This window comes from Pseudomonas sp. Nvir (assembly GCF_963778085.1).
Classification (GTDB): Bacteria; Pseudomonadota; Gammaproteobacteria; order Pseudomonadales; family Pseudomonadaceae; genus Aquipseudomonas; species Aquipseudomonas juntendi.
Genome location: NZ_OY970405.1, coordinates 5,070,254 through 5,090,152 on the forward strand (window position 1 = coordinate 5,070,254; position 19,899 = coordinate 5,090,152).

Sequence of the window (19,899 nt, forward strand, 5' to 3'; positions counted from 1 at the left end):
TTACTCGTAGGTGAAGGACGGCGCGTCTTTCTTGGCGCCCCAGTAGATGGGCCATTCCGCCATCTGCGCGACGGCGTAGAAGAAGCGGTCACCGTCGTGGCGGGCTCGGTGGTTCTCGTCGGTCCAGCGCTCAGTACCAATCCGGTTCCACTCGGCCATGCGGTCGATAATGGTGACCGTGATGGTGCTATCCCCGCCCGATCCGCCATAGGAAAGTTTGGCGGCGTCCATACGACCGCTGAACAGAATATCAGCCGCGTAATTCCCGGCCTCGTCATAAACGACAAACATCAGGCGGGCCGACCGGCCTCGACAGCCAGCCACCGAGGTTTGGGAAAGGATGTAGCTGTCCAGGCCATTCAGCGTCAGATCGATGGACAGGGAAGAGCCCGAGTCAGCGCTTTCGCTGGCCGCGCCCACTTCGCCGAAGGTGCCAACGCCGTCGTACGCGTGACCGTTGATGACCAGTTGACCAGTGCCTGTGTGTGCTCTGACCATGCCATCCGCGAAATCCAGCTCGCAGGCGAACACCGGCGTGAAGTTGCCTGCAGCAATGATGCTCAGCACTGAGGATGAAAATGGGAAAACTGCAGCCATTAGAAGGCCTCCCGACATTCGATGGAGAGCTCGGCCACCACGGGCCTGATAGCAAGGGTGTAGCTGTCTTCTGTGAGGCGCATGATCGAGTAAGGGTTTCGGTATTCCACTGCCGTGCCAGCTAGCAGGGCAGAGCGCAACCGTCTGTTCAGGGGCAATACAGCCGTGCCACCGGAGCTGGATACCACATCCTCAACCACCTCGTGCATCACACCATCAATGGTGATGTAGTCGCCCTGCCTGAACACCCGGCGGCTGCCCTGCAATCCACTCAGGGTAATAGTTGAGGCCATGGCTGAACCGGTCTGCACAACCGGGGCACCGATATTGTCCGTCCGCTTGCGCGTGAACGCAGGCAGCTTGAACGTGCCGAAGCGCCCCTGCAGGCGCCCCATGAACGCAGTCACGATCCGGTCACGATCACGGGTCAGCGGTGGCAGCGACAATGAGCACTTCCAATACGAACCCGGGTAACCCACGATCTGCTGGCTGTTGTTCAGCGTGGAGCTGAAGTCGCGGTTGTTGTAGACCATGCCCCAGCTCATCTCAGCAGGGCACACCTGGGCTGGCCATTCGATCGCCATCGTTCCACCTTAAATTTTCTTGCGGATGCTCTGCATGATCTGGCCATTTCGGTTCACGTCTTGGAGGATCGCAGTTACCGTCTGGCGCATGCCTTGCTGAACCATCGCTACCGTCTGAGGGCTCACATCGCCGTTCACATGGAAGACCTGATGAATAGCTACGGGCTGGGCGCCATCGGACTGCTGAGCCCCTCTGCTGCCCTTGTTCACTTCGTCCAAGGTCCTGTCCAGCTTGGCGCTGGTGGCTGCCGTGGTGACCCGCTCGCCTTTCTGCAGCAGCCAGGTGCCGTCCTCGGGGACCGAGTCGATACCGTCGTGTGCCATACCGGCAATGGAATTGATCATCGACATGAAGCTACCAGCCGCCCCCATGGCGGACGCTGCTGCAGCCGGTGCTGCAAGAGGACCGACCAATGGAATCGCCGCCGTCGAGGTAAAGGCGTTGAGCGCCGCCATGGCAACCTGTGCCGTTCCCCACTGAATCAGCATTCGAAGGGCTGTTTCGGCGAATGTGGCGGCCATGTCGGAGAACGACAGCTTTCCGGTGGTGACAAAGCCGTAGAGGGCGTCATTCAGCCCGGTGAATGCCTGGGCGCCAGCGCTCTGCATGTTGCTGTACAGGTCCATGCTGGCCTGGGCCTGGTTGGCAATGCCGCTGATGAAGCCGGCAGTTCCATTCTGTTGCAACCTGTCCAGGTCCTGGTAGTACTGCTCCTGCATAGCGCGGCGCTTTTCGAGGGCGTCCTTCAGGATCTCCGTCTCTCGCTCGTACGCAGAGTCGGAAACGTCACCACCCTCATGCCGCTGCCGAAGGTCTTCAAGCTGGTCTTGGTAATCCTGCTCGATCGCCAGCAGATCCAAAACACGCTGCTTCATTTCGTCACTGCTGTAGGCGTTCAGCAACGGCGCGTCCAAGGCGCGCTGATCGATGTTCAGTTGCCGCTTCACGCTTGCGTCAAACCCGGCGACAGCCTTGTCATCCTCCTTGGCCTGCTTCAGCTTGTTCAGCTGGTCCAGTTCAGCGGCCAGGCCCTTCAGGCGTTCTTGCTGCTTGGCGCTCAAGCCCTGTAGGTTTCCCGATTCCAATTCGAACTGGAGCTTGGCCACCTCAGTGGCCTCTCTACGCTTGTCGGTCTCGGTATTGATCAGGGCGATCTGGCGCTTGTAGCCTTCCTCGGCTGTATCGAACTGGCCTTGGAGTTTCTTCGCTGCGGCTTCAGCAGCTTTGGCAGCGGCCTGCTGGTCCGGAGTGGTAGCTGTGAACGTTCCAGGAGGAGTGATCGTCCCTAGTTCGGCTGCGGCTTTTTTAGCATCAATTACGTACTGGCGAATTGTGTCGCCAGCCCATGGCTTGTCGAACTCTTTCATCATATCTATGACGATCGAGTTAGCCGTGCTCATGTTATCCACAGCATCACTGGTGAACTTGGAGGCATCCTTCTTGAAGTTTTTAGATGTCTCTCCGAACGTGAACGCTGCGAGGATTTTGCTGCCCGCCGCACCTATCTGCTGCATGTAGCTCATAGTTGTGGCGAAACCAGAGGCAATAACCCCGGCTACCACTTTAAACGTTCTTCCTAGTCCGTCAGCGAGAGTCGCTGTAACCGCAACAGCCTCGACTAGATCGCCGGCCAGCTCTTTAACTTTTGCCTGGAGCCCTCCAGCTTTGGTAGTCGTATCGGCCAGGTCTTTTGAAAATTGTGCCAGCACAGGCATGAGCTCTGCAGCCAGTGCTGTTTTCACCGAGCCGAGGTATGTTCCCAGAACTGTTAGGGAATCTCCGAACAAGCCTTCAGTTATGCGAGAATCCCCGCAACACCTGATCCGAGCCGCCCATGAGCCAGATGAGCTTTTCCGACTTTGAGTACGCCGGCAAGCGCAAGCAAACCCGCCGAGAGCGCTTCCTCGCCGAAATGGATCAGGTGGTGCCCTGGGCAGGCCTGCTGGAGCTGATCGAACCGTTCTACCCCAAGGCCGGCGGCGGTAGAAAACCCTATCCTCTGGAAACCATGCTGCGCATCCATCTGTTGCAGAACTGGTTCTCCCTGAGCGACCCGGCCATGGAAGAAGCGCTCTACGAAATCACGCCCATGCGCCAGTTCGCACTCCTGACGCTGAGCGCGCCAATCCCCGAAGACACCACGATCATGAACTTCCGGCACTTGCTGGAGAAGCATCAGCTCGCACCGGCAATCCTTGCGGTCATCAATGGTTATCTGCAGGAAAAAGGCCTGTCGCTGCGCCAAGGCACCATCGTCGATGCCACCATTATTCATGCCCCCAGCTCGACCAAAAATAAAGAAGGCAAGCGTGATCCCGAGATGCACCAGACCAAGAAAGGCGGTCAGTATTTCTTCGGGATGAAGGCGCACATCGGTGCCGATGTCGAGTCCGGCCTGGTGCATCACGTCCATGGCACCGCTGCCAATGTGGCCGATGTCACGCAGGTGGCTGAACTGCTGCATGGCGAAGAAAACGCCGTGTATGCAGATGCCGGTTACACCGGTGTCGAAAGGCGCGAAGAGCATGAAAATCGGGGGGTGATCTGGCAGATTGCAGCGCGTCGCAGCACCTATTCCAAGCTGAACCAGCGCAGCGTACTGTACAAAGCCAAGCGCAAGATCGAGTTCTGCAAGGCTCAGACACGGGCCAAGGTCGAGCATCCGTTTCGCGTGATCAAGCGGCAGTTTGGTTACGTGAAAGTACGTTTTCGTGGGCTGATGAAAAACACGGCTCAGTTGACCACGCTGTTCGCCCTGGCAAACCTGTGGAGGGTTCGAAAACAGCTCATGGGTATGGGTGAGGTTCGCGTTTAACACGGAGAACCGGTCGAAAAAGCTCTCCGTACATGATTTTTCGGTCACTTTTCGTCCAATAACGCTGTAGGTGCCTGGAAAATTGCAACTTGCCGCGGCTGCACGACAAGTTGATCGGAGCATCCTTAGCTCTGTGCTGAATTGCTTGGCTGCCAGGATGGTTTTTTCATCCATTACGGCGCCAGCTGCTTCAGCGGCATCCCCATATTTCCGGAAGCCTTCGGCGTTGTTCTTCAGCAATGGCAACAACGCCGTTGCATCGCTAGCAATTGCCTCAAGATAGAACGTCATATCAGACTGACTGACCTTCGCCTTTTCCAAGCTGGATACGTACAACCCAAGAGCCTGGCTTCCGCTGAGGTTACGGAACTGATCAGCCGTGACGCCAACCTTGGGAGCGATCTGCTCAAAAAAATCCGCCATCCCACCGCCGCCGGTGTTCAGGAAATCGCCAACTTTGTCATTCACATCCTTGAGAATGTCAGCAAGCTTATCTTGCTCGATTCCTACAGTTTTGGCTCCAACAGCCATTTTCTGAAAGTCAGTAACACTGACGTTTGCAACTGCCGCAAGGTTGGATATCTCAGACGCCGAATTAACCGCCGACACCATCATCGTTGTAAAGGCTGTAACTGCTGTCGCGACGCCCGCTCCAACAGCAGTCCCGACCGCCTTAGCGCTCTTTTCAACCTCTTTTCGCCACTTGACAGAGCTGCGCTCCGCCTTGTCCATGCCAGCTACAAAACCGCCAACTTGAGCAATGACGTCTAGAGTCAAAGTGCCTAACGATCTTGAGGCCATCTTTTTCTCCAGGTAAAAAAAAGCCCGCGCTGGGCGGGCTGGTTATTATTCAAAAATCTACCGACCAAGAACTTTTGCTTTCTCGGACTCAAACTCATCAGCGGTTATATGCCCTCGGTCTCTTAAGTCGGCCAACTTCTCAAGCGCCGCATAAGGATCTCCCGGCTTTTCCCGAGTAGCTGGCACGGGCTTGCCTAGAATTTTCCCAGATCTTTTAATAGACGACACTGACCAGATAAGGGCCGCCAGCCAGCCTAATCCGGTCCACCCAAGAAACAGATTCAAGAGAAAAATTGGGGCCTTGTTGTGATGCCCGCGCGACCACGCAATGATCATAGGCAGGAAGTACAACGCCACCAACATCACTTTCATTACATTGCTCTGTAAAGAGCCTGCATCTAGGACCATTGCCAGGAACTCCCTGTAAATTCGCAGAATCTACCACAACTCCAGGAAGGTGGCCCTGAACAAGATCTTCAGCCTATGCCCAAGACGCGATGGCATCTTCGAGGGAAATCGACTTGTCGGCCTGGTCGTGCGGCGCAAAGTCCTCGACGGTGTAGGGCTCTGGCCGCTTCTTCGGGTCGCGGGCTTGGTTGGCCAGGATCATGGCCAGCAGGGCCGTAGAGCGCTCGACCCGCATGCCCATATGCAGCGAACCCCGGCGCTTTCGGAACTTAACCCAGGACCTGAATTCGCGCAGGCTCAGGTTTTCTTTGGCCTGCGCGATCGTGCAGCCGCCGACACCGGAGAGGACGAGCTCGTGCCAGATTTCGTCTCGCTCGGTGAGCTCTTCGTCTTTCCCAGATCGTTCACCTCTTGGATGGCAAGCAGCAAGGCGACGGACAGGGAGCCATCGAGAGAGCCGAGGCGTTTGGTGCTCTCGGAGTCTTTCTCCAGTTCAACTGGATCGAGCGGCCCGTGGGTAATGTCCAGCGGGCTGCTGAACACCGGGTTGCCGTGCTCGTCGCAGATAGACGCGGCGATGCGGGCGGCAATGGTGTCCTGCTTGCTGGCAACCGAGATCACATCGCCTACGGCAGTCTGGTAACCCAAGGGGCGCACAAAGACGGTAGCGGTGAAGTCAGTGCCGTTCTGGCGCCACTTGACCTCCTTCTCCACCGGACGGCCTGTGAACGAACCGGCGCCCTTGAGCGCTTCAAGTGTCAGCTTCATGGATTTTCCTTGATGACCCAGTTGAGTTTGCCCGAACGCTGAATGGTTGCGGCGGTGCTCACCGAGGCGTTGCTGGCGAAGTCGAACGGGAAGTCCGCAACGTAACCGGCAAACAGGCACCAGGTGCGCGTGGGCGGCAGTTCGAAGTCATCCCCTTCGGTGTTGACCGTTGGAGCAATATCCTTGCCATCAGACCAGCCGAGCGCCCACTGGATGTCCTCATCGCTATCGTCTTGGGACAGCTGGAACATCCGCACATGGCTGGCGTTTCGCGGGTCAGCCAGGATCGTTGCGGTGGCCTGGCCCGGGGTGCGCAGGCCTTTTTTGTACTTGCGGTCGGTGTCTGCCAGGCAGGTGTCATCGATCTGATCAGCAGGTGCGCCGCCGGGGTTGAATGCGGTGAGGCACTCGACCTCCATCACGGTCTTCGGTCCAGAGCCGCCATTGGCGGGCGGCAGCAGCGCGTAGAGCTGGGCGCCCTGAGCGTTCATCGACATGGTTTGTCTCCAGTCAGAAAGTAAAAAGCCCGCACAAGGCGGGCATCGGGTAGATCGACAGTTCAGCGGGAAACCCACCAATCAACGTCGAAGCTGGCTCGGTAGTTCTTGGTCTCAGGGTCTCGCCCCTCGACACCCCAGCGAGTGACATAGGCATCTAGCTCGACCGCGTCACGGATGGCATCACGCACCATTCGAGCGGCCTCGCCAGTGGCTGCGTACACATCAACCTGCAGGGTTATGCTGTCGGCGTCAGGCCGGCCAGCCAAGTAGTTCTCAGGGCTACCGCTGACAACCTGCCAGACGGCATAGGGCTTGGCTACACCCTGCTCTGCCTCCCCAAACGAATAGAAGCGCATGGCGGTTCCGGTGCCGAGCAACGCCGTCACGGCAGAGCTCTGCAAACAGGCCTGTACGATCGGTGGGGTCATGAAGATGCCGCCTTTTTCGCAGCGCGCTTGATTGCGCGGTCGATTGCTTTCTCGTACTCGGTGACGAAGGTGTTGGTCACCTCGCTGATGCTGTCGGCCAGCGCCGGGCGCATGAATGGTGCTGCGGCCATCTTCTCAGTACCGAACTCAATCAGGCGCCAGTGCGGCGTCGGTGCGTTCGGGCTGAGATCTCCGCCATCCTTGAGCACCGCGCCGTGCAGCACACCGATCCGGAAGCCCAGGTCGCCAGTGCGCTTGAACAGACGCCCATTCCAGCGCAGCGCGATGTTGTCCGCAATCGAGCGGCCAGTAGCCTTGTCATCAATGCGCTCGGCGCCGGCCTTGGCCTTTTGTACCACCACTTGGGCAGCCTTCCTCAGCGCTGCCCGTCCACCCTTGCGGCGAATGTCGTAGCTGACGGCATCCAGTTTGCCGAGCAGGCTATCCAGGCCAGTGATGGAGAACTCGACACCGTCAGCCATCCTTCACCCCCTTTGACACGAGGATTGTGAGGTATTCACGGCCAGAGTTCGGGTCTTCCAAAGGACGACCAGCAATGCTGTACACCTCGTCCCGATAGACGATGCGCATGGTAGGCAGCACCCCTGAGCGGTAGCGAATCACGATCCTTGCGGTCGCCTCTGACTGTGCGGCCTGAGCAGCAATCAGGTCGCGAGCTGACAGCGGGGAAACCTGCGCCCACACCTTGGCAAACATCTGCCACTCTGGCTCACCGAATTCCAATGTCACAGGGTCGCGTGGTGTGACCTTGTGTTGGATCTCGATGCGGTGCCTCAGCTTGCCTGCTTGAATGCTCATGCCAGTGCCGGATCACGAAGGTGATAGAGAAGCGCGGTGACCGGCCTGGGCAGCATGCCTTGCTCGAATTCCCGGTCCTGGTCGTTGTCACGCTGGTTGTACAGGTAGCCAAGCATGAGCTTGGTGGCTGCCTTGACCGCATAGGGAACCTTGCCAGGGATTGCCTCGCCATCGGCATCGAGATAGGCGTCAGCCGCTGACTTGAGGTAACCCCTGACCAGGTCGCTCGCCTCGAGCACCTTATCCCGAATGTCATCGTCTTCGGCGTCGTCATCCACGCGGAGGTGAACCTTTGCCTGCCCCAGGGTGATGAACATCATGATGCCGATACCCCCTTGGTCAGGTCCTTGCCGTTGGTGCCATTCTTGCCGTCCCGCCCGCGCTTCACCGCCAGCCGCCAACCCTTGCTGCCGGGCTCACCAGGCTTATCGCAGGTCGATTCATCGCAGTGCCACAGGCTGCCGGCCCACGTCACGGTGTCACCGGGCAGGTAGTCACCGGCCGAAAACACGCCGCGGTAGATCATCACGGGCAGCTCAAGCTTTTTGCGGACCTCGGCGCCGCTGGACAGCACCAGCGCCAGTTCGAAGCCTCGATCACCAGCCTGTTCGACTGCTGCAGCGCCGACCCCTTCCACAATGCACTCCCAGCCCTTCATGCCGCTGGTCCGCTCGAACGAGCGCCACAGGCCGCCGAGGTGCTTGGCGTAGGTGCCACGCACATAGGATTTCTCAGCGTCTATTTCCGGCAAGATCTCAAGCTGAAGTGCGTCACGACCTGGGTCGCCGTCCTTCGGCAGGGCCAGCGCCTGCATTGCCTTGGCCACCTCTTCGGCAATCACCGGTCGGAGATCTTCTGGCGTGACGCTGGCTCCAGGCTCTGCCGGAGGAAGCGCGCCGACCGCGTCCTTCACCGCCTCGAGCAGCATCGGGGCGACATCTTCCAGCGTCACCGACACACCATCATTTGGAGTCGGCAGCTTGGCCACTTCTTCGACAACAGACTGTCGGATCAGCTCAGGGTCGGCATCCTTGCCGTTTTCGGGCTTCGGAACGAGCTTTGCGGCCTCGACAGCGATTGCCTCGACATCAGGTGCCGGGATTCCCTCGATAGCTTCGGAGAATTCTCCGCGCAGGCCTGCGTCACGCTCATCCAGCTCTTTCATGAGCCCGTGACGGAATGCGGTCAGCGCCTTGTCAACCAGCCCCTTCAGAACTGGCGCTAGTGCCTTTGCTTGTGCCTCAAGCTCACGCAGATTCAAGGTTCAACTCCTTCTCAACCAGCAGTGCAAACATGCGCGCTTGGTCGCCCAATTCTTCGTTGGATGGCTCGGCCGGGCCACCCGTCTCAGGCGTTACCGGTGCGGGTGATTCCGTGGCGAACGGGTCGCTTTGTGCGTCGCGCCGGGCGATCGCCGCCAAGCTGTAGTTCTGCTGCTGAATCAGCGGTGAGTCGCCGCCTTCAACCCTGGGCAGGCCGGCTCGGCGACGGGCCTCATTAGGCTTCATCCAGCCGCCACCGACAGCCTCGTTGTTGGCCTTGTAGAGCGATGCCGTATCCATTCGCAGAAGCCCATCAAGATCGAATTCAGTACCGTACTGCGGCGGAAGCTCAAGCCCTTCATCAAGGCACAGTTCGAGCGCCTCAATCAGTGATTGAAGACAGTCCGAGTAATACACCTGGTTGAGGACCTCGGCGTTGTTGTAAGTCGGTTGCGACCCAACACCGACTTTATAGCCGGGCACATGGAAGACAGAGCACACGATTTCGGCTGACCACTTAAGCTGCTCTATGAGCTGCGAGTCGGCTGCCGACATGGCCATGCCTTCATACTTCAATCCGTCGCCCAGGACGGCAACCTTCCCCGCGCTTTGGCCGGTGTACTCGCTGTCCCAGTGTGCCTTGAGGCGCTTGGCGGTGTCTTCGCTGATAGCACCTGGAGCCGTGAGCACGCCGCCAGGCTTCGAGCCGTTCTGGAAGAACTTGGCCGAGTTGTTCTGGATCGCATTGCCTTGCATCGCAGCCAGACCGCAGGCGTAGATTGGGGAGACGCCAACTAGCGGATGGAACAGACAGTTCATGCGGTCATGGATGATCTCGCTGGCCGGAACCACCACGCCCTCTTCGAGGGTGGACAGATTGTCCGCCTTGAGGTCATAGAAGATGCTGCCGTCGTCGCCAACCAACGGCGTAACCCGCCGCGGGTCAAGGATGTAGAGCTTGATCACCACGCCGCGCGCGTCGCGCAGCTTGAGCGCATAGGCGTTGCCGTTCGTGAGCTTAGATGTCACCCACGATTCGTAGAACTGGATGCGGTTCTGGAAGTGATTCGGCTTTCGCAACACCGGGGAAAATGACGGGCTTGTCGTCTCCGCCCACACCCCATCCTCTGTAAGCTGAACCAACTTGACCCGCAGCTTTGCGATATCCGAGGCGATCAGCGTGATGCAGGAGAACACGGTGGAAAACGCCAACACCGTATCCTGGTCGATCTCCACGTTCTGCTGCCAGGCGCCTGCAAACGACTCCCGGATCACACCGAGCCAGCCGCCACGATTGTCAGCGGGTCGCAAGGCCTTTTGCTCAGTCCGAGCCCCCCAATTGAACATTTTCATCGCGGCTCCACCGGTTATTCAGCTTTCATGTCGCGCCGCTTGTAGGTGCGCTTTGCTGGGGTTTCTGAGCCCTTTTGCTCATCGGCAGCTGCGGCGGGCTTGTCGTCGAGCTGATTTACAGGCCGAGCGTTCTTGATCGCCTCCAGCAGCCTGACATCGCGCTCACGCGCCTCGAAAGGGTCGCCGGACAACAGTTGCCTTCCGGCGTAACGAAATTCTTTCAGGGCAACCATTTTCATGGTGACTTCCTCCCAGAAAGGGCCGGGTGTTATCCCGGCCCTGGTGGATCAAGACTCGTAATTGGCCGAGTCGATGTAGCCCACCGCCTGCAAGCGGCGACGTTTCCAGTTGATGAAGCGTTCGGCGCGCAGGGCGACCATGTTGTTCTGCCAGAGGCTGACCAGCTCGGTAGCACCCACGGTCGGCGCGCTGTCCATCTGCAGAGACGCCTCACGGCTCACATCGATGGTTACACCACCATCGTCGGCGAGCAGGATCTCCGAGGCCTTCGCCAGGATCAGGCGCTGGCCGGCGCCAGTTACCGGGTTGCCGGAGCCAGGATTTGCCGGAACACTTTCCGACACGATCACCGGCAGCCCCATGAAGGTGCCGCCGTTCATATCGATGTTCGGGAACTCCAGCTGCCCTAGGGCGTTGGTCATCATGCCGATGGTCAGCGCCATGGTTGGGGTCATGATCCAAACCGCGCCGGCCGGGGTCATGTTGGCCGCCAAGAAGGCAGCGAACAGTCGCTTCACATCCGCTTTCAGGGCATCTGCAGTGGTGCCGCTGGCTACGATCGGCGTTACACCGTGGGTGATCGAGGCTGGAGACACCTCCGCCACCTCGGCAATGGCGGGATCAACGAAGGCCACGTCGAGGAACTGAGCCATCGATGCAGTGAGGTCCGCCTGAACCAGGGCCTCGGCGCTTGGGTTGCTGAAGCGCACCAGCTCATCGGTCAGCACCACGATGCCCGCAGCCTTGGTGAAGCGCAGGGTCGTAGTGTCGAATGCCAGGGCGGAAACCGGTTTCGGCTTGCCTTCACCGACCCAGTTCACGCTGGAGCCAGAGGTCTGACCCGACATCTTGATGTTGAAGGGCACGCGGCGCAGGCCCTGGATCTTGCCGATGATGGTCTGTGGACGCAGCAGTTCGATGAACTCGCTCGCCATGGTCTGGTACTCGACCAGCGGCGCCGCCCAGGCCGGGTCGGTAGTGGTGCCGGCTGCAACCGCGGCCTTCAGTACGGTCACGACTTCCGGGGTGGATTCCTCCCAGCCCTTGGCGACCTCTACCGCCTGCATCAGGTTGCCCTTCGACCGCGCCAGCGCGATGGCATAGCGGGTGAAGGAGGTACCCTTCGGCAGAGTGCGCTCGACGCGGATCACTGCGTTGTCACGGACCTCGTGACCTTTCGAAACGCTGTTCACGCGACCAGGCTCCACCGGCTTGGCATTCGAGGCCATGGACTTCTCCAGGCCGCGCAGGCGCCCCAGGTGGCCGTCGATGGACTTCAGCTCACCCTCGATGGTGTCGTATTCCTCCGATTCCGAGGCGTCCAGGGTGCGACCTTCTTCGGCGGCCTTGGCCATGATTTCTTCGAGGCGAGCAGCCTTCGCGGCCCGGGTGCTCTCGAAGGATTTGATTTGTTCCTGAATGTTCATATCGCCCTCCTCGGGCTTCGCAGATTTTGTAATGGGTGCCGAAGCGCCGGCAGGGGTGATGCGCACGACAGGGAGCGCGCTATTGCCTGTCGCGGCGCGCAGCTCTCGGTCGATGGATTTGATGGTTTGGATGCTGGCACCAGCGTTTGCTGGAACGGTCACGGCGGAAAGCTCCAGCCATTCCCATTTCAGGAAACGCCGCCCCCAGCTGCCGTCGATGTTGGCCGACTCGATCGGCGAGAATCCGATGGAGAGCCCGCGGACGAGCTTGGCTTTGATCGACTGCCAAGCTTCGTCCAGGCGGTCCTTCAGGACGCCAGGCTCATCGACCTTGGTCAGTTCGACACTCACCTCAATGCCGGCGTCAGTCACGGTCGCCTTTGTGACGTGACCCACCGGCTGGTCATGGTTGTGCTGCCACAGAAAAGGGATTGGCAACTTGAATTGCGCCCCCTTGGGCTCAACCACATCATCCATTCGGTCAGGCGAGGGGGTGGTGGCGATACCGGTAATCACCCGCGCGTCATCATCCACCGCCTTGATCTCAAGGAGGCTGTAGGCTCTGTTCATTGGGTACCCCAGAAATGCAAAAGCCCGCACTGGGCGGGCTTGGCTTAGCCTGACGGCTATGAATTGAGGAAAAACATCTGGTACTTCTTGGCCGGTGGCGACGGGTTGGTCGCCATCAGGGACACGGCATTGAGTAGTGCCATCACCGGGTCGATCTTGGCGGTGCCGCTGGCCTGCTTGGTGATCAGCACCGAGTTGGCTCGCGACTCGATCCGGGCATTACCGACGCACCAGTCCATCAACGGCTGGTCGGCATGGAACAGCTTGCGCTCTGCCAACTTGCGCTCTGCGATACTGATGGCTCCCACCAGCTTCCACCCTTGCGGGATGCCGAAAATTATCTTCTCGTCAATGTTCCTGCTGAGCAGCTCCTCGAGCATTACCTTGTGAGTCTTCTCAGGGTCCATGCCGATAGCCGCCAGCAGGCCGGTGCCGTAGATCATCTCGACAACGTCCGCCACCGCCGCGACATCGCCCGGCAATTCCTTGATGATGACCAGGTCGCCGTCTCGCTCGAAGTCCCGGTACTTGGACTCCTCCGACTTTCGCCGCTCAAGAGCGACTGGATGAGCCCAGGCCATGGAGGTGGATAGCCATTCATCCCCTCCCCGCCGCCGACCAATCACAGTGAAGCCGAGAAGGTCATCCAAGCCGCCACCGTCGATACCGATGGTGACGACCTCTGACTGATCGAGCAGCGCCTGCAGACTTAGCGACTCATCGGCTTGAGCCTCCCAGAAATCAGCCCCAGTCCATCGGTCTGAGCGAAGATTCAGGCCGATCTCAATGTTCAGGTGCTTCGCCAGGAACTTTTGAAGCGAACCATCGCCGGCGCCCTGCTTTTTGCGCAGCTCGTCTTGCAGCCACTCGGCACTGACAGAGCGCCCCAGGTTGGGGTTGGTGATGTAGAAATTCTCTGGATGCAGGTACGACCGGTCTTCGATCATACCCTTGGGGAATTCGTAGAGAATCCCCAGCGTCTTGCGATCCTCAATGACGCCATCACGAACATCCCGCCAATACTGCAGCCGCTCCTTGAACACTCCAGCTGGTGGCTCATCGCTTTGGGTGGTCAGGTAAATAACCCACCCTTCATCCCGGGAAATCTGGCCGCCCAGCGCCTCCATGAACATCGCTTCGGCGCTTGGCTTTTTGCCGAATACCCAAAGCTCGTCCACCAGCACCTTGCCAGACTTCTTGCCTGACACGGTGTCGGTGTCTGCCGCTACGACTTTCAGGCTGTTGCGCGTCGTGCGATCGGTGATCGTCCGGATGTGGTCCTGAACGTGAAACATCGCTGACAACTCTTCATCAGCGCGAACCATCGCCGCGGCGGGTTTAAAGGCGTTGTCGGCCACTTCGCGAGTTGGCGCCAGGATCAAGTGCTCCTCTTCCTCGCGCCAGCAGAGAATCAGCGCCGTCAGCATGATACCGGCGGCAATGGTGGATTTGGTGTTCTTCTTGCTGATCAGCAGGCCGAACTCGCGGATCAGCTGCTTGCCGGTTTCCGCGTCGTACCCACCAAAGATTGCCCGGACGAAATCAAAAACCCACTCATCGCAGCAGTCCGCCATTCGCGGCTTGCCGGGAAGATCCGGAACCTTGAGCTCCTTGAAGATCTGAACAGCGCGTTCGGCCTCATCGGCAAAAATTGGCGGTGGGATGATCGACTGCCTACGAACCAACCGCCTTTCCCAATCCAGGCATGCGGTGGTCCATTCCATCGCTACACCTTCTTACCGTTTGCAGCAGCCAGGCGGGGCGGCGCCTGCCGGGTGAATTTGCTCGCGGCCTGCTCAGCTGCCTTCTGCCGCTCTTCCTTCTTGCCGCCCTCGCCTTTGCGCGGGTGCAGAAAAGGCATCAGTGCTTTTGCTGCGTCGACGCGCAGCTTGGGCTCTGAGCCGGCATCATTCATCACGGCCAGCAGGAAATCCTTCGGATCTCGATGAAGCAGGGCTGCGCCCAGGTCGAAGCCTGCTGGTTCAACATCGTCACCGGGTGCTTCCGGGGTCTCCTTGGGCGGAGGCTGTTTAACACTGCCTTTAACAGGATGTAGAGCGTTGAGCTTGTGCAGTTCATTAACCACGTCAGGGTCTTTTGCCAGCCGCGAACCGGCTGCAGATGCCGTCTTTTCTGGACATCCAGCTGCAATGGCTGCGTCTCGATTGGACGCACCTCCCCTGACAGCATCAATGAACCGACGCTTTTTGGGTGTTAAAGCCATTAACAAAAAACTCCAGGGAGGAAAAAATCTGCGAATGAGTTGGGCGCGGTGTCCGAGCGAAAAGGGTTTTCAGATCAGACCCACCCCCCCACCCGAATAGCCCCAAAAAAGGGCAGAAATCGGGTCTGTAGCGTGCTGCAAACGCCCTATCGACGACCTCTAGCCGCCTCGGCTGCAGTCTTCTCCTGGTGGCACGGCACGCACAGGGCCTGAAGGTTGCTGTCATCATCCGATCCGCCCTCAGCGACGTTGATGATGTGGTCGACCTCAAGATCTTTTGTGACCAGGCCGCAGGCCTGGCAGGTGTAGTTATCACGCAACAGGATGCGATCCCGAATGCGGCGCCAAGGTCGACCACCGCGACCAGATCCCCACTGAGTCTCGTTGACCTGCGCGACCGGCGCGGTCGGCAGCATCGTCACGTTCTGCTTGAGGATGTTGAGCTTTGCCATTACCCACCACCAACGGGTGCACCGTTCAGGTAGGTCAGTGGCACGGCATCGAGATCAGAGTCAACGTCATCCGCCAAGGCTTGTATCAGTGCCTGGTTCTGCGTGGCGATCTGCTCCAGCAGCGCAGTCTGCTTCTGCTGCTCTGCCAGCAGGTCGGCAATGTTAGGTTGCAACTGGGCGGTGATGCCGCCATCAAGCACCAGAGCCTGGAAACCAAGGCGCTCAGCCTGAGCTTGCATCACCGGCTGAGCGTTTTCGCGCTGCTCTTGGGTCAGGATCTGCGGAATGCTGATCACCAGCAGGTCTCCCTGCTTGGGGTTCAGCTTCTCGATCTGTTGCGAATAGGCCTCGTGCTCGCTCATAAGCCACCTTTGTCCACTTGTTGATCCACTCGCGCCGGGCGGCGCATCCACTACAGGTCATCAGTCACTACCCTTTCGCCTGGATCCAGACGCCAGGTTCCTTCGCTTGGGATCTGGGTAACGCCACCGCCCTCGGCATACATGTAGTACCTGTACTCAAAGCGCCATGGACCAGGCCGTTTGCAGATGACCAACTGCACGCCATCGTCCACCAGAACGCGCATTGATGCGCCCGGCCTGAAAGCGTCGTCACATTCGTTGCAAGTCATCACCAACCTCCTGCGATCTTGGCTCCTACCACCACGCCCATTAGGAAGACCGCAACCACCAGAATTACGCTGACGCCAGGCGCGTGCGGCATTGAACCGCCACGCATCGACGGCGGTGCCGGGGGCGGCTGCCAGCCAATAGGTCGGCCTGGCCATTCGGTTGTGGGCGGGGGCAATGGCAGAACTGCACGCCTGCACGCTGCGCACAGCGTCTGCTCAGCATGAAACGGTTCTGGCTCGGTCTTCACCCATCGGCATCTGGAGCACTGGAACTCGTACATCATGGCTACCTCTTGTACCAGGTCAGCTGATAGCACCTGGCATCGGCCGGCACCTCAGCTATTGGCCAGCGCAGGCAGTCCATGTGCTTGCGCTCCGGTCTGGTACGGCTCACCCGAAGCGTCTGGACCAGATAGGCAGACCCTGCAGCAGTGGTGATGTAATCGCCAACCGCGATGCCGTCAGCGCCGTCCACGTACAGCTTGCAGGGTGTGTAAGGCGCTCGCGTTCTGGCCATCCCCTGCTCCCTGTGCTACTCGCCGTTCCAGCCCAGCAACTTGAGCTGGTCATCAATCGCGGCCAGCTCAGCCCTGAAGTGATCCGCCAGCGGCTCGGTAACCGACTGCAGGACACCCTCGTCTTGGTAGTCGCCGGTGATGGCCAGTGACACGCCCTTGCCGCTCAGCACCGTGTCCAGCCGACGCTGCACCTGGTCACGGGTATGGAACAGGCTGTACGCGGTCGCGATCTGATTCCGATTCATCTGTGTCTCCGCGCCACGGAACGGCGCATGTCGATTTCGTGGCGCGGATCATTCAACCCGCACAATCTTGGCGACGTTGCCCTTCGCCCGGCAGACCAGCATGGCGGCCAGCAGGTAGAACGCAGTGTTGAACCAGGACACGTCGGCGAACTCGTCATGCAGCACCATGCGGCCTATGAGGCTCACGCACTGCATTCCTGTGACCGCGCATGCCGCCCAGGCCATCAGGGACACGCCCAGCTTGTAGCGGGCATCTGGATATGGCCGATAACGCAGCCCAATCATCACGAAGATGACGGCGCACAACACGGCCTGGATTACGGCAGCCATTCAACCCTCCTTCCTGGCTCGGAGGCGGAAGAACCAAGCCCACCACCTTGGCGGCTGGCCGGTCTGCATCCACTCGATGAGGCCAGAGAACGTGATCACGCACAGCGCGCCACACACGAAGGCGCTGAACCCGGCTGTCTTGGTCCAAGCCCAGCCCATCAATTCGGCAGCACCGAAGTAGCCACCGATCCAACCAGTCAGCAAGTAGCCGACCCGGCGCCAGGTGCTCATGTCCTTGGCGAAGACGACGTAGAAGAAAGCCCCGCCGAAGGACCCCACCAATGTGGCCAGGTCCAGCTGCGGGAAGGCAGCACCCAGGCCGACGCTGGCAAGTACGCCGGTCACTGCAAGGGCGCCGGTACTTGGTTCGGCCATAGGGGTGCTCCACAGAAAAAAAAACCGCTCAAGGCGGGCATTGGATCAGCAGCGATGCAGCATCCCGCCAGGCTTGAGCTCTTCGCGAAGCAGGCGGCGGACATCATTTTCCAGGCTCGGCCCGAGCTTCAGCTCGCTTGCAACAGTGCTGACACCAACCCCAACACCGGCGATGTAGAAACGGCCATCCTCACCCATGGTTACCTTGAGGCTGTAAGGGCATGGATCGGTACCAGAGCTTTCGAGTGCGGCCTTGGTGATGAACACCTGTCCGTCGATCACGACGAATGGCTCCCTGGGCTCGTTGGGACGCTTCACCACTTCCAACTGGCCTACACCCGCTTCCCGCAGAACTGCCTGTGCGGCCCGGATCTGCCGGGCAGTCTCGCCGTGGAAGACAACCTTGCCCATGCGCAGAGGCTCGACTGTCTGGCCGGCATCGATGAGCAGGTCTGCGGTTTCGCAGCTGGTCACGCGGCTCGTCAGGCTTGTGGTAGCACGGGCTTCCGCGACTCTGTTGGTCAGCACCGTTACATGGCCACCTTCCGCGGTGACGGTGCTCGCCAGCGCCTGGACGGCCGTGGTGTCTGCCTTCGTTGCAACCTGGCCGCTTAGGGTGGCCACCTGTGCCTGAAGGTTGCTAACCGAAGCTGACAGGGAAGCGATTGCCGCGAGAACTGGATCGGACATTTGCTTGCTCCAGATACGAAAAAGGCCCACCTGAATGGCGAGCCCTAGACATGCGAAAGGTGGCCCCGTACTACTGTCGAGCTTCCACACAAGACGTTTCACGGAGCGAAAAACGATGAAGGTAACCCTCAAGTGCGCCAAGTGCGGCAGTGATAAGTTCGAGGTTCCGGCTAGGCCGAACGACAACTCGAAGGTCACCTGCGGCAAATGCGGCGCTGTCGAGACTTACGGAAAGCTCATGAAGGCTGTGAGCGACAAGGTCACGAAAGACCTGCAACGGCAGCTCGGGAAACTGTTCAAGTGACCTGATTGTTTCAGCCAGAGGGCGTAGGAAGTCAGCGGCGCCCTCAACCTTTACGTCGAGCTGTAGCTTTTCCATGCGTCCTCCAGAATGAAGAAAGCCCCGGCAGACACCGAGGCTCAAAAAAAACCGGCCTTTCGGCCGGATAATCCGAACTAGCCAACATAGACTGCTACGGCTATGCAAAAGCTCGGATCTCGATATTGCCATGGCGCATTAGGCAATTGCCATACCGTGAAAGACTAGCGCCTCGATTTCTCACAGGAATCTCTCAGCCTCTCCATAGCGTCAGGCGCCATCGGCGCGGTCATCATGGAGCGGTAGGTTATGCGCTCAGGGGGGCTACTTCAGCGCAGATAGAGCTTTACGCTTGCGGGGCAGGGGCTTCATCAATGCTGATGCAGTGCTCAATTTCGGTAATCTTCACCAGCGCCTGCTCTGCAAGCGGATAGGCACCAAAGACCCGTCCTTGGTAGAACACAACCCAAACGAACTCCAATGGCTCCGGGCCACCGAGAGTGCGAACCAAGTTTTGGAACCTCTCGGCCAAGTCATCAAAATGCATCTGCGCCATACCACGCAACACCATGCCGAACGCTCCTTCACTCAAAGCTGCATTCTGCGCTCAGTGAAATTTGCGGGCAACTCGTGGCTGGACTTCACGGGGGTGCGGAGGGCCGGTGCTTCCCGGCTTCGTGGTCTGGATCGCTGGGTCACGTACCCCAGACTCTCATCGCGTAGCCGCCCATTGTCCGCACGGGATTAGACGACGCCACTACCGACTTAGCCCGGCTGCCTGGGCGTGTCATCCGCACAAAAAATAACCCTAGGCGCATCTTTTCTCTTTACGAGTTATACGCCTAGAGGTATAATTTCAACATCAACCACACAAGGAGACGGAGGTGCAAAGCAGGCAGTTGATCAAGGAGCTTGAAGCAGCTGGATGGGTTCTAAAACGTGTCACTGGAAGCCACCACATCTTCAAACACCCCAACAACCCAAACTCGATACCAGTGCCACACCCCAAGAAAGACCTACCAATCGGCACGGTAAAGAGCATCAAGGAACGAGCCGGGTTGAAATAACCCGGCTTCACCCTTTGCAACTCTGTAGGAGACGAACATGCAATACCCAATCTGCATCGAGTGGGGCGACGAAAACACCGCCACCGGCATTCAGATCCCCGATATTCCAGGCGCTGTTACCGCGGGCGACACCTTCGAGGAGGCCTATTCCTCTGCCGTCGAGGTCGCCCATATCATGCTGGAAGAGATCGCCAGTAACGGCCAGGCCATCCCGATGCCAACCAGCGCCGCGGCCCACCGGGACAATCCCGACTTCGCTGACATGGGCTGGGGCATGCTGGAGATCGACATTACGCCGTACCTGGGCAAGACCGAGAAGGTCAATGTCACCCTGCCTGGCTTCGTCATTCAGAAGATCGACCAGTATGTGCGCGATCACAACGTGAAAAGCCGGTCTTCGTTCCTGGCAGATGCTGCCATGGAAAAGCTGGGCCGTTAAAACGCAAAACCCCGGCTGCAATGGCCGGGGTTTAAC

29 protein-coding genes and 1 pseudogene are annotated in these 19,899 nt (G+C 59.1%); 4 read left to right on the plus strand and 26 right to left on the minus strand.

Translation table 11 applies throughout. From position 1 onward, the window contains the following. The 3 genes from AACG97_RS24300 to AACG97_RS24310 are packed head-to-tail and all read right to left on the minus strand — an operon-like array spanning position 1 to position 2,924. Positions 1–597, minus strand: a complete 597-nt coding sequence (locus AACG97_RS24300) for a hypothetical protein (RefSeq protein WP_064314502.1) — start codon at positions 595–597, stop codon at positions 1–3. After that, positions 597–1,181 (minus strand): hypothetical protein, encoded by a 585-nt coding sequence (locus AACG97_RS24305; protein WP_064314503.1) that lies wholly within the window; start codon positions 1,179–1,181, stop codon positions 597–599. The genes AACG97_RS24300 and AACG97_RS24305 overlap by 1 nt, the downstream gene beginning before the upstream one ends. A gap of 9 nt (positions 1,182–1,190) precedes the next feature. After that, positions 1,191–2,924, minus strand: coding sequence for a phage tail tape measure C-terminal domain-containing protein (locus AACG97_RS24310; RefSeq protein WP_232554938.1), 1,734 nt, complete (start codon positions 2,922–2,924; stop codon positions 1,191–1,193). Positions 2,925–3,016: 92 nt separating this feature from the next. On the opposite strand from AACG97_RS24310, the gene AACG97_RS24315 reads away from it, so the two are divergent. Continuing rightward, positions 3,017–3,997: an IS5-like element ISPa41 family transposase gene (locus AACG97_RS24315; RefSeq protein ID WP_004576175.1), complete on the plus strand. Its 981-nt coding sequence runs from the start codon at positions 3,017–3,019 to the stop codon at positions 3,995–3,997. Between the two features lie 141 nt (positions 3,998–4,138). Here the strand turns inward: AACG97_RS24315 and AACG97_RS24320 are convergent. The 22 genes and pseudogenes from AACG97_RS24320 to AACG97_RS24425 all read right to left on the minus strand — a co-directional run. After that, positions 4,139–4,798 (minus strand): annotated as a pseudogene (locus AACG97_RS24320) (tail tape measure protein); the annotation flags it as partial. A gap of 57 nt (positions 4,799–4,855) precedes the next feature. Further along, positions 4,856–5,170, minus strand: a complete 315-nt coding sequence (locus AACG97_RS24325) for a superinfection immunity protein (protein ID WP_232109534.1) — start codon at positions 5,168–5,170, stop codon at positions 4,856–4,858. Between the two features lie 109 nt (positions 5,171–5,279). Further along, positions 5,280–5,570, minus strand: a complete 291-nt coding sequence (locus AACG97_RS28170) for a phage tail assembly protein T (protein WP_445261814.1) — start codon at positions 5,568–5,570, stop codon at positions 5,280–5,282. Further along, positions 5,504–5,974, minus strand: a complete 471-nt coding sequence (locus AACG97_RS24335; RefSeq protein WP_197886374.1) for a phage tail assembly chaperone family protein, TAC — start codon at positions 5,972–5,974, stop codon at positions 5,504–5,506. Before AACG97_RS24335 ends, AACG97_RS28170 begins: the two co-directional genes overlap by 67 nt. Next, entirely contained in the window at positions 5,971–6,471 is a 501-nt protein-coding gene (locus AACG97_RS24340; RefSeq protein ID WP_197886375.1) for a phage tail tube protein, read from the minus strand. Before AACG97_RS24340 ends, AACG97_RS24335 begins: the two co-directional genes overlap by 4 nt. 62 nt (positions 6,472–6,533) lie before the next feature. Further along, a complete protein-coding gene (locus tag AACG97_RS24345; RefSeq protein WP_197886376.1) occupies positions 6,534–6,902 on the minus strand; it encodes a DUF3168 domain-containing protein in 369 nt (122 codons plus the stop codon). After that, entirely contained in the window at positions 6,899–7,384 is a 486-nt protein-coding gene (locus tag AACG97_RS24350) for an HK97-gp10 family putative phage morphogenesis protein (RefSeq protein ID WP_197886377.1), read from the minus strand. Before AACG97_RS24350 ends, AACG97_RS24345 begins: the two co-directional genes overlap by 4 nt. Beyond that, the gene (locus AACG97_RS24355; protein ID WP_197886385.1) at positions 7,377–7,715 is read right to left on the minus strand and encodes a phage head closure protein; all 339 of its coding nucleotides are present in this window, start codon (positions 7,713–7,715) and stop codon (positions 7,377–7,379) included. The genes AACG97_RS24350 and AACG97_RS24355 overlap by 8 nt, the downstream gene beginning before the upstream one ends. A gap of 2 nt (positions 7,716–7,717) precedes the next feature. Next, the gene (locus AACG97_RS24360; protein ID WP_197886378.1) at positions 7,718–8,041 is read right to left on the minus strand and encodes a head-tail connector protein; all 324 of its coding nucleotides are present in this window, start codon (positions 8,039–8,041) and stop codon (positions 7,718–7,720) included. Then, positions 8,038–8,982, minus strand: coding sequence for a phage portal protein (locus tag AACG97_RS24365; RefSeq protein WP_232555188.1), 945 nt, complete (start codon positions 8,980–8,982; stop codon positions 8,038–8,040). The genes AACG97_RS24360 and AACG97_RS24365 overlap by 4 nt, the downstream gene beginning before the upstream one ends. Continuing rightward, positions 8,969–10,336: a phage portal protein gene (locus AACG97_RS24370; RefSeq protein ID WP_197886380.1), complete on the minus strand. Its 1,368-nt coding sequence runs from the start codon at positions 10,334–10,336 to the stop codon at positions 8,969–8,971. Before AACG97_RS24370 ends, AACG97_RS24365 begins: the two co-directional genes overlap by 14 nt. Positions 10,337–10,350: 14 nt before the next feature. Beyond that, positions 10,351–10,575, minus strand: a complete 225-nt coding sequence (locus AACG97_RS24375) for a hypothetical protein (protein ID WP_232109536.1) — start codon at positions 10,573–10,575, stop codon at positions 10,351–10,353. 48 nt (positions 10,576–10,623) lie between these two features. After that, positions 10,624–12,573, minus strand: a complete 1,950-nt coding sequence (locus AACG97_RS24380) for a phage major capsid protein (protein WP_197886381.1) — start codon at positions 12,571–12,573, stop codon at positions 10,624–10,626. A 56-nt stretch (positions 12,574–12,629) separates the two neighbouring features. Further along, positions 12,630–14,297, minus strand: a complete 1,668-nt coding sequence (locus AACG97_RS24385) for a terminase large subunit (protein ID WP_197886382.1) — start codon at positions 14,295–14,297, stop codon at positions 12,630–12,632. Between the two features lie 2 nt (positions 14,298–14,299). After that, on the minus strand, positions 14,300–14,797 hold the full coding sequence (locus tag AACG97_RS24390; RefSeq protein WP_197886383.1) for a terminase small subunit: 498 nt from the start codon (positions 14,795–14,797) through the stop codon (positions 14,300–14,302). A 146-nt stretch (positions 14,798–14,943) separates the two neighbouring features. After that, complete coding sequence (locus AACG97_RS24395; protein WP_232109537.1) at positions 14,944–15,249, minus strand: HNH endonuclease; 306 nt, start codon at positions 15,247–15,249, stop codon at positions 14,944–14,946. Beyond that, positions 15,249–15,611 carry a hypothetical protein gene (locus AACG97_RS24400; protein ID WP_232109538.1) on the minus strand — a complete coding sequence of 121 codons (363 nt, stop codon included), beginning with the start codon at positions 15,609–15,611 and terminating at the stop codon, positions 15,249–15,251. Before AACG97_RS24400 ends, AACG97_RS24395 begins: the two co-directional genes overlap by 1 nt. Before the next feature lie 555 nt (positions 15,612–16,166). Further along, the gene (locus tag AACG97_RS24405) at positions 16,167–16,397 is read right to left on the minus strand and encodes a hypothetical protein (protein WP_197886384.1); all 231 of its coding nucleotides are present in this window, start codon (positions 16,395–16,397) and stop codon (positions 16,167–16,169) included. A 15-nt stretch (positions 16,398–16,412) separates the two neighbouring features. Then, entirely contained in the window at positions 16,413–16,643 is a 231-nt protein-coding gene (locus AACG97_RS24410) for a hypothetical protein (RefSeq protein WP_070086235.1), read from the minus strand. A gap of 48 nt (positions 16,644–16,691) precedes the next feature. Beyond that, complete coding sequence (locus tag AACG97_RS24415; protein WP_070085884.1) at positions 16,692–16,973, minus strand: phage holin family protein; 282 nt, start codon at positions 16,971–16,973, stop codon at positions 16,692–16,694. Further along, a complete protein-coding gene (locus AACG97_RS24420) occupies positions 16,974–17,348 on the minus strand; it encodes a putative holin (protein WP_232555006.1) in 375 nt (124 codons plus the stop codon). It lies immediately after the preceding gene. Between the two features lie 45 nt (positions 17,349–17,393). Next, entirely contained in the window at positions 17,394–18,038 is a 645-nt protein-coding gene (locus AACG97_RS24425) for a hypothetical protein (RefSeq protein WP_232555005.1), read from the minus strand. Positions 18,039–18,153: 115 nt separating this feature from the next. Here AACG97_RS24425 and AACG97_RS24430 point away from each other — a divergent pair, with 115 nt between their 5' ends. After that, on the plus strand, positions 18,154–18,342 hold the full coding sequence (locus tag AACG97_RS24430; RefSeq protein ID WP_054913364.1) for an ECs_2282 family putative zinc-binding protein: 189 nt from the start codon (positions 18,154–18,156) through the stop codon (positions 18,340–18,342). 361 nt (positions 18,343–18,703) lie between these two features. Here AACG97_RS24430 and AACG97_RS24435 read toward each other — a convergent pair whose 3' ends face one another. Beyond that, a complete protein-coding gene (locus AACG97_RS24435) occupies positions 18,704–18,928 on the minus strand; it encodes a hypothetical protein (RefSeq protein ID WP_054913365.1) in 225 nt (74 codons plus the stop codon). 313 nt (positions 18,929–19,241) lie between these two features. Here AACG97_RS24435 and AACG97_RS24440 point away from each other — a divergent pair, with 313 nt between their 5' ends. Together AACG97_RS24440 and AACG97_RS24445 are read left to right on the plus strand one after the other, a co-directional pair. After that, complete coding sequence (locus AACG97_RS24440; protein WP_016715573.1) at positions 19,242–19,424, plus strand: type II toxin-antitoxin system HicA family toxin; 183 nt, start codon at positions 19,242–19,244, stop codon at positions 19,422–19,424. A gap of 37 nt (positions 19,425–19,461) precedes the next feature. Next, a complete protein-coding gene (locus AACG97_RS24445; protein WP_273465210.1) occupies positions 19,462–19,863 on the plus strand; it encodes a type II toxin-antitoxin system HicB family antitoxin in 402 nt (133 codons plus the stop codon). Positions 19,864–19,899: the final 36 nt, after the last annotated feature.